7 protein-coding genes and 1 pseudogene are annotated in these 7,473 nt (G+C 65.9%); 3 read left to right on the forward strand and 5 right to left on the reverse strand.

Features of this window, described 5'->3' with window-relative positions:
* The 3 genes and pseudogenes from MRY84_RS07455 to MRY84_RS07465 form a co-directional block, all read right to left on the reverse strand.
* Positions 1–1,383, reverse strand: a pseudogene (locus MRY84_RS07455) (malonyl-CoA decarboxylase); the annotation flags it as partial.
* On the reverse strand, positions 1,383–2,051 hold the full coding sequence (locus MRY84_RS07460; RefSeq protein ID WP_291505100.1) for a GntR family transcriptional regulator: 669 nt from the start codon (positions 2,049–2,051) through the stop codon (positions 1,383–1,385). The gene MRY84_RS07460 and the pseudogene MRY84_RS07455, both read right to left, overlap by 1 nt.
* A 521-nt stretch (positions 2,052–2,572) precedes the next feature.
* Entirely contained in the window at positions 2,573–3,490 is a 918-nt protein-coding gene (locus MRY84_RS07465; RefSeq protein WP_291505101.1) for a LysR family transcriptional regulator, read from the reverse strand.
* A 112-nt stretch (positions 3,491–3,602) separates the two neighbouring features.
* Here MRY84_RS07465 and MRY84_RS07470 point away from each other — a divergent pair, with 112 nt between their 5' ends.
* Entirely contained in the window at positions 3,603–4,571 is a 969-nt protein-coding gene (locus tag MRY84_RS07470; protein WP_291505102.1) for a DMT family transporter, read from the forward strand.
* Between the two features lie 83 nt (positions 4,572–4,654).
* On the opposite strand, the gene lgt is transcribed toward MRY84_RS07470, so the two are convergent.
* Positions 4,655–5,482 carry a prolipoprotein diacylglyceryl transferase gene (gene lgt / locus MRY84_RS07475; RefSeq protein WP_291505103.1) on the reverse strand — a complete coding sequence of 276 codons (828 nt, stop codon included), beginning with the start codon at positions 5,480–5,482 and terminating at the stop codon, positions 4,655–4,657.
* A gap of 130 nt (positions 5,483–5,612) precedes the next feature.
* Between lgt and MRY84_RS07480 the strand changes: the two genes are divergently transcribed.
* Positions 5,613–6,080, forward strand: a complete 468-nt coding sequence (locus tag MRY84_RS07480; protein WP_291505104.1) for a hypothetical protein — start codon at positions 5,613–5,615, stop codon at positions 6,078–6,080.
* Positions 6,081–6,222: 142 nt separating this feature from the next.
* The gene (gene bfr, locus MRY84_RS07485) at positions 6,223–6,702 is read left to right on the forward strand and encodes a bacterioferritin (protein ID WP_291505105.1); all 480 of its coding nucleotides are present in this window, start codon (positions 6,223–6,225) and stop codon (positions 6,700–6,702) included.
* A 145-nt stretch (positions 6,703–6,847) separates the two neighbouring features.
* On the opposite strand, the gene MRY84_RS07490 is transcribed toward bfr, so the two are convergent.
* Positions 6,848–7,473 (reverse strand): dihydroxy-acid dehydratase (locus MRY84_RS07490; RefSeq protein WP_291505106.1); only part of this gene is annotated, 626 nt, incomplete at its 5' end.

Genomic DNA, 7,473 nt, shown 5'->3' on the forward strand with positions numbered 1-7,473 from the left:
CCAGTTGAGACGCTCGACCCGCGCCCCGTTGCCCAGGTGAAAACGCGCCACCGGGTCCACGGGCTAGCCTTCGTGCAGCTCGCGGCCCAGATAGTACGCGGCACATTCGAGGAGCACCTGTCGCACAGGTGAGCGCGCATCCAGCTCCAGGGCCTTGTCCAGAGCCCCCAGGAAGTGCGTGGCCTGCGGCGGCTCGAACCCCACTGCGCGGCCCAGCTCGCTGCGGCGCTTGTCGTCCAGGCGCTCCAGCATCGCCCCGGCATGCTTGGAGAGCCAGGCCCGGAAGCCCGGAATGGGCGACAGCGTGGCAAAGGTGCGCAGGCGCGGAAACTCGGCCGTCAGCGTCTCCACCACGTGCTTGATGAGCGAATCCCCAAAGCTCACGCCGCGCAGGCCCGTCTGCGTGTTGCTGATCGAATAGAAGATGGCCGTGGTGGCCCGCGAGATATCGGCGGGTGCGGCGGCCTCGTCCAGCAACGGGGTGATGCTGGAGGAGATCTTGTCCAGCAGCGCCACTTCCACAAAGATCAACGGCTCGCCCGGCAGGCGGGGATGGAAAAAGCCGTAGCAGCGGCGGTCGCTGTCCAGGCGGTTCTTCAGGTCAGCCCAGCTGCGGATGTCGTGCACCGCCTCGTACTTGATGAGCTTTTCGAGCAGCGAAGCGGGCGAATCCCAGGAGAGGCGGCGCAGCTCCAGGAATGCGACGTCGAACCACGTGGAGAACAGATGTTCGAGTTCGGCGTCCAGCGGCAGCAGGCGCTTGTCGGCCTTGAGCAGGGGCAGGATCTCGGCGCGCATGTCCACCAGGAAGCGCATGCCCTGCGGGAAGGCTGAAAACCGTTGCAGCAGCCGCGTGCGGGGCGAGACCAGCGCTCGGCGCAGACTGATTTCGGCCTGCCCCTCTTCGGCAGTGCCAGCGGCGGCCTCGTAGCGCTGGCGGGCCGATTTGAAGCGCGTGGCATCGGGCGCAAATTGCTCGCACATCAAGAGCCACATGTCGCGGCGTTCCTCGGGCTCGGCTTTGGCGTACCACTCGGCCACGGCCTGGGCGCGGCGCCCGCCTTCGATCTCGCTGACCTGCGGCGCCACCACCTCTTGCAGGTCGGCCAGCAAGCGACGCAGCGCACGGGGCGAAAGCGCCTCCTGGCCGCGCCGCAGCGTGGCCTGCAGCCGTTCGTGCGTGGACCGTGGAACTGCGACCTTCGCGACCACATCGGTCACGGACTTGTCGAGCCCTGCCCGGGCGGGCCTTTCGCCAAGCTTTTCGCCGGGTCTGTCCACCGATTTCTCGGCCGCTTTCCCGGCATCTCCAACCGCGACAACAGGCGCGGCAGTGCGCAGACGCGACACGCTGCGTGCGATCCATTCAGGGGTACTGTTCATCATGGCATCAGCCTCGATTGCTGGTTGCGGGCTACGTCGCGCAGCGCATCGCGCTGGCGCAACAGGTGGTTGCGCATGGCCTCTTCAGCGGTATCGCAGTCGCGCGCCTTGAGCGCAGCGAACACGGCCAGATGCTCGGCCAGGCTTTGCTGCAGGCGGCCGGGCACGTGCAGCGTTTGCGCCCGGGCCAGGCGCAGGATCTTTCGCAGGTCGCCAATCACCTGCGCCAGCCAGCGGTTGTCCGCCAGCGTGATGAACGCTTCGTGGATGGCGTAGTTGGCCTCGTAGTAATCGGCGACACGCCCTTCGGCCGCAAACTGCTGCAGGCGCTGGTGCAACACCTCCAGTGCCGCCACGTCGGCCGCAACAGCCTTGCGGGCGGCCTCATGGGCTGCACGCCCCTCCAGCAGTGCAATCACCGGAAACAGATCGTCCAGATCGCGCTCCGTCACCTCGGCCACAAAACAGCCGCGGCGTGGCTCGTGGCGCAGCAGCCCTTCGGCGACCAGCACCTTGAGGGCCTCGCGCAGCGGCGTGCGCGAAATGGCCAAACTCTCGCACAAGGCTGCTTCATCCAGAAAGCTGCCCGGCGGCAGGGCACCCGCAAATATCTGTTCGCGCAACCGCGCCGCGGCTTCGTCGTGCAGGGAATTGGGGATGGGGCGCATGGTGTGCGGCGTGTGATCCGTAAAAAACGCCTCGGCGAAGGCGCCACTGTCGATATCTGGAAAGCTATCGTCCTTTAAAAATCTTCCCAGAGGCTAGTTCCTCCAGCAAGTCTCATAATTTTCCATAATTATGAGAAGGACCCGCACAAAACGCCAGCGAAGAATGTAGTGACGGTACGAAACCGGTTATCTGCAGCGGAAATGCGACATCCCTCCACCACGGCCCCCCTTGTGCGGGTCGCTCTGGCCGGGTAAACCTGCGGGGCGCGCTCAGTGCCGCATACCCCAGGGCCCTGTTTGCCCGCGGCTTCCAAACGCCATGACGATCGAGCCGGCGCCACGCGCCCCACCCGTCCTCCCGAGCACCTTGGGCGGAGGGGCAGCCAGGCAGCGCAGCGGGGGAGAACCTGACGTCCTCCACGCGGTGCCGCTTTCCACCGCGGCACGCCACCCCACCTGCCGCGCGCGGCTTGGCTGAGCCAGGTCATTGAGCGCCCCGGCGGCAACGCCCGGCACGCTCATCAGCCGATGTGCTCGAATCCCTGCACTAGGTGGTCGATCCACACTCGCACCTTGGCGGGCAGGAACCGGTTGGGCGGATACAGCAGCCAAGCCATGCCCGCATAGGCCGTTTTGTGGTCCCAGTCGGGCAGCACCTGCACCAGAACGCCGCTTTGAAGCGCCGCACGCGCGGCAAAACCGGGCAGGCTTGCAATGCCCAGGTGGTGCAACGCGGCCTCCAGCCGGACTTCACTGTGGTTGGCCACGTAGCGCCCGCGCACGGCAACGGTGGCCGCCTCGTGGCCGCGCTCGAAGCGCCAGTGGCGGTCGCGCTCTTCTTCACCGAGGTAGATGCAGGCGTGGTGCTCCAGGTCGCGCGGATGCACGGGTTGGCCATGCGTTGCCAGGTATTGGGGACTGGCGCACACCAAGTGGCGCAGCGGGGCCAGGGGGCGGCCTGCCAAGCCCGGCGGCGGCGTGTCGGTCACGCGCAGCGCCAGGTCGATGGGCTCCTCCAGCAGGTCCACCGTGCGGTCGGTGATCAGCAACTGCACATCCACCTGCGGATACTGCTGAAGGAAAGGCAGCACCAGCGGGTGCACCAGTTGCCGCCCCACGGCCTTGGGCATGCTCATGCGCACCATGCCGGCGGGCTCGCCCGAGTGGGTGTCGCACAGTGCCCACACCTCCCGCGCAGCGGCCACCAGGGATTGGCAGCGGGCGTACGCTGCAGCCCCGCCATCGGTGAGCTTGATCTTGCGCGTGGTGCGCTCCAGCAGCCGCACGCGCAGGGCCGCCTCCAGCCGCGCCACCTGCCGACTCACCGCCGAGGGCGTCAGGCCCAGTTGACGCGCGGCGGCCGAGAAGCTGCCCGCCTCGACCACACGGGCGAACACGGCCATATCAGGGAGGCTATCCAAGGAATGATTGATGCTCATGGCGCACAGGTGATGTTCTGCAACTCCCATTATCAACACAGGAGCCTAAATTGATAATGATCCGCACCGCCACACCCACTGGCGCCCCCTACCCCCTCCCCCAACTCTCGCCATGACCACCCTGACCACGCCCGCCCCCTACACCCTCGCCCCGCGCCTCGCCGACGCCGCCTTGCTGCTGGTGGCCGTGGTCTGGGGCACCAGCTACGGCGTGGCCAAGGGAGCCTTGGCGTTCTATCCGGTACTGGGATTCCTGGCCGTGCGGTTCGGGCTCACGTTCGCATTGCTGTTGCCGGCCCTGCTGCGCGCCACCCGGACGCAGCGGCGCGATGCCATTGCAGCGGGCTTGCCACTGGGCGGGCTGTTGCTGAGCATTTTCTTGTGCGAGACGTTTGGCCTCGCCCTCACGCAAGCCAGCAATGCAGCCTTCCTCATCAGCCTGTGCGTGGTGTTCACGCCGTTTGCCGAGTGGGGCCTGCTGGGCCAGCGGCCCGCGCGGGCGATGTTTGTCTTCGCCGGGGTCTCGTTGGTGGGGGCGGCGCTGCTCAGCGGGGGGCTCTCGGGCCATTGGGGCTGGGGCGATGCGCTCATGCTCGCCGCGGCCGTGCTGCGCGCCATCACCGTCTGCCAGACAAGCCGCCTCACGCGCCGCCGCAATGCACCGGTGCTGGCGCTCACCGCCGTGCAGGCCGGGGTCATTGCACTGGGCAGCCTGGTGCTGGCGTTCGCCCTGCCGGGCGGCCTGCCGCCGTTGCCCCACGACGCCAGCTTCTGGTGGGCCTGCATCTACCTGGTGGTGGGCTGTACGGTGTTTGCCTTTGTGGCCCAGAACTGGGCGCTGCGCCACAGCACCCCTTCGCGCGTGGGCCTGTTGATGGGCAGCGAGCCAGCCTTTGGCGCCCTGTTTGCCGTGCTGTGGCTGGGAGAGAGCCTCAGCGCCGCCGACTGGGCCGGAGGCGCGCTGATTGTGGTGGCGGCGCTGTGGACCATGCTGCGGCGCAACGCGTCCGCCACGGGTTGGTTGCCCGATGAACACCGCGCCAGGCAGCGCCCTGCCGTCACGGAAAAGCCGCCGGCCTGAAGAGGGGCGGCGGCTTCAAGTGCTTGAAAAGCTACAACATTGATAGCATTCGGCGCTTTCCCATCAAGCGCCAGCCGTCATTTTCATGGAGACTCCAACGCCACCGCAGGCTGGCGCCGTGCCCACAGCCACAGCGCGACGCCGCCCACGATCATGGGCAGGCACAGCCACTGGCCCATGCTCATGCCCAGCGACAGGATGCCCAGGAAGGCGTCGGGCTCCCGGAAATACTCGGCGATAAAGCGGAACACGCCATAGCCGAACAGGAAGGCCGCAGCCACCTGGCCCTGCCGGCGCTCCTTGCGCGCGTACAACCACAGCAGGATGAACAGCAGCAGCCCTTCCATGAGGAACTGATAGACCTGCGAAGGGTGGCGCGGCTGCAGCGAGCCGCTGTGCGCAAACACCATGCCCCAGGGCAGGTCGGGGCTCGCAAAGCGGCCCCAGAGCTCGCCATTGATGAAATTGCCCACCCGCCCTGCGGCCAGGCCTGTGGGCACGCAGGGCGCTACGAAGTCGGCCACCTGCAGCCAGGGGCGCTGGCGCGAGTGCGCGAACCAGATCATCGCCACAATGACCCCAAGCAGCCCGCCATGGAAGGCCATGCCACCTTGCCATACGGCAAAGATCTCCAGCGGGTGGCTAAGGTAGTAGCCCGGCTTGTAGAAAAGACAGTAGCCCAGCCGCCCCCCGATCACCACACCCGCCACGCCCAGAAAAAGGATGTCCTCCACGTCCTTGCGCGTCCAGGCCCCAGGGCCGGTGATCGATGCGAAGGGCTCGTGGCGCAGGCGCCGGATGCCCAGCAGCATGAACAGGCCAAAGGCCGCCAGATAAGTCAGGCCGTACCAGTGGATGGCCAGCGGGCCGATCTGCAGTGCGACGGGGTCGATGTGGGGGTAGGTCAACATGGTGGCCGGTATTGTGCCCGCCCACATGCAGTCCCGAAAGGAAAGCCCCGCTTCAGGACGGGCTGCAGCGCAATCCGCCCCGCACAAGGCAGAGGTGAGGGGACCGATGTCCGCTGGCTACCATATGTCCATGGAAACACCCCGGGACTTCAAAGCCGATTTCAAGCAGTTGCTGCGGCACACCATCGTGCCGCTGCTGAAGGCCGCGGGCTTCGAAGCACGGGGACAGCAAAGCTTCCGGCGGCCCGTGGGCGAAGTCTTCCAGTACCTGGGCTACGAGGGCAGCCGCACCAATGGAAAGGATTCATTCGCGTTCACGGGCAATGTGTCGTTCCAGCATGTGGCCCCGGCGACGCTGGCCGACTTCTGGTGCGATGACCCTGCCATGTGGATCGCAGGCATGCGCATGGGCTACCTCACCCACGGCCGGGACCACTGGTACCGGCTGGAAGATCATGGCCCGCAAGCTCTGGCCGCGATGATGGCGCACGACCTTGCCCAGATCGTGCTGCCGCGCCTCGCCACAGTGGCCACGGCCAGCGACGCCAAGGCGTTGATGCTGACGCGGGACCCGGACCGTGCACCCGGTAAGCAATGACGGAGTAGCGCGCCAGTAGCTGTTCAAAGGACATGCGAACACTTCTGATCCCGGTAAGCATGCAGAGCACAGGTCCGGGGATTTTCTCCGCCAGAGCCCTTGTCCACGCGATACTCCCCGGCTGAAATTCAAGGACAACAACATGCAGGGAAACCCACAAGTCATCGAATATCTGAAAGAACTGCTGCGCGGCGAACTGGCCGCACGGGACCAGTATTTTGTGCATTCGCGCACTTATGAAGACCAGGGCTTGCTCAAGCTCTACACGCGGCTGGACCACGAGACGCAGGAAGAAACCCAGCACGCCGACGCGTTGCTGCGCCGCATTCTCTTCCTGGGTGGCCGCCCCGACATGCGGCCCAATCCATTCACCCCCGGCGAAACCGTGCCCGAGATGCTGAAAAAGGATCTTGACACAGAATATGAAGTGCGCGCCGCCCTGCAAAAAGGCATGGCCCTGTGCGAGGCAGCGGGCGATTACGTGAGCCGCGATCTTCTGCTGGTGCAACTGCGCGACACCGAGGAAGACCACGCCTACTGGCTCGAAAAGCAGCTGAGCCTGATCGACAAGATCGGCCTGCCCAACTACCTGCAGTCACAGACGGGCAACGCCACGGCGTAGCGAAATCTGAGAAAAATCAGGCTTTGGCGCTTATCCATCAAGCGCCGGCAGCTATAAAAATGGAAGCATTTGGCCGCAAAAAAGCCGCATCCTGGATGCGGCTTTTTCTCGGGTGGGGCGCGCCCCCGTGCCAGCCTGACGGGCGTCAGTCGTCCAGCAGCGACAGGTCGCGCACGGCGCCCTTGTCGGCCGACATCACCAGCTTGGCATAAGCCTTGAGTGCGGCCGACACCTTGCGCGGGCGGGGCTGGGCGGGCTTCCAGCCCTTGGCGTTCTGCGCTTCGCGGCGCTTGGCCAGTTCTTCATCGCTCACCAGCACATTGATCGTACGGTTGGGGATGTCGATGCGGATGCGGTCGCCGTTCTGCACCAGACCGATGGCACCGCCCGCAGCCGCTTCGGGCGAGCAATGCCCAATCGACAGGCCCGAGGTGCCGCCCGAGAAGCGACCGTCCGTCAGCAGCGCGCAGGCCTTGCCCAGACCCTTGGACTTGATGTAGCTGGTGGGGTAAAGCATTTCTTGCATGCCGGGGCCACCCTTGGGGCCTTCGTAACGCACGATGACCACGTCACCGGCCTTGACCTTGTCGGCCAGGATATTGGCCACGGCTTCGTCCTGCGACTCGGTCACGTGGGCCGTGCCCTCGAACACCAGAATGCTTTCGTCCACACCGGCCGACTTGACCACGCAGCCGTCCACCGCGATGTTGCCGGTCAGCACGGCCAGGCCGCCTTCCTTGCTGAAGGCGTGGTCGTAGGAGCGGATGCAGC

It is taken from the genome of Acidovorax sp., assembly GCF_022763525.1.
GTDB lineage: Bacteria > Pseudomonadota > Gammaproteobacteria > Burkholderiales > Burkholderiaceae_C > Acidovorax.

What these genes read in the sequence shown, in the direction of transcription:
- MRY84_RS07460 (WP_291505100.1), bottom strand. Translation starts at nt 2,051, where the DNA reads ATGCGCCCCATCCCCAATTCCCTGCACGACGAAGCCGCGGCGCGGTTG.
- MRY84_RS07465 (WP_291505101.1), bottom strand. Translation starts at nt 3,490, where the DNA reads ATGAGCATCAATCATTCCTTGGATAGCCTCCCTGATATGGCCGTGTTC.
- MRY84_RS07470 (WP_291505102.1), top strand. Translation starts at nt 3,603, where the DNA reads ATGACCACCCTGACCACGCCCGCCCCCTACACCCTCGCCCCGCGCCTC.
- lgt (WP_291505103.1), bottom strand. Translation starts at nt 5,482, where the DNA reads ATGTTGACCTACCCCCACATCGACCCCGTCGCACTGCAGATCGGCCCG.
- MRY84_RS07480 (WP_291505104.1), top strand. Translation starts at nt 5,613, where the DNA reads ATGGAAACACCCCGGGACTTCAAAGCCGATTTCAAGCAGTTGCTGCGG.
- bfr (WP_291505105.1), top strand. Translation starts at nt 6,223, where the DNA reads ATGCAGGGAAACCCACAAGTCATCGAATATCTGAAAGAACTGCTGCGC.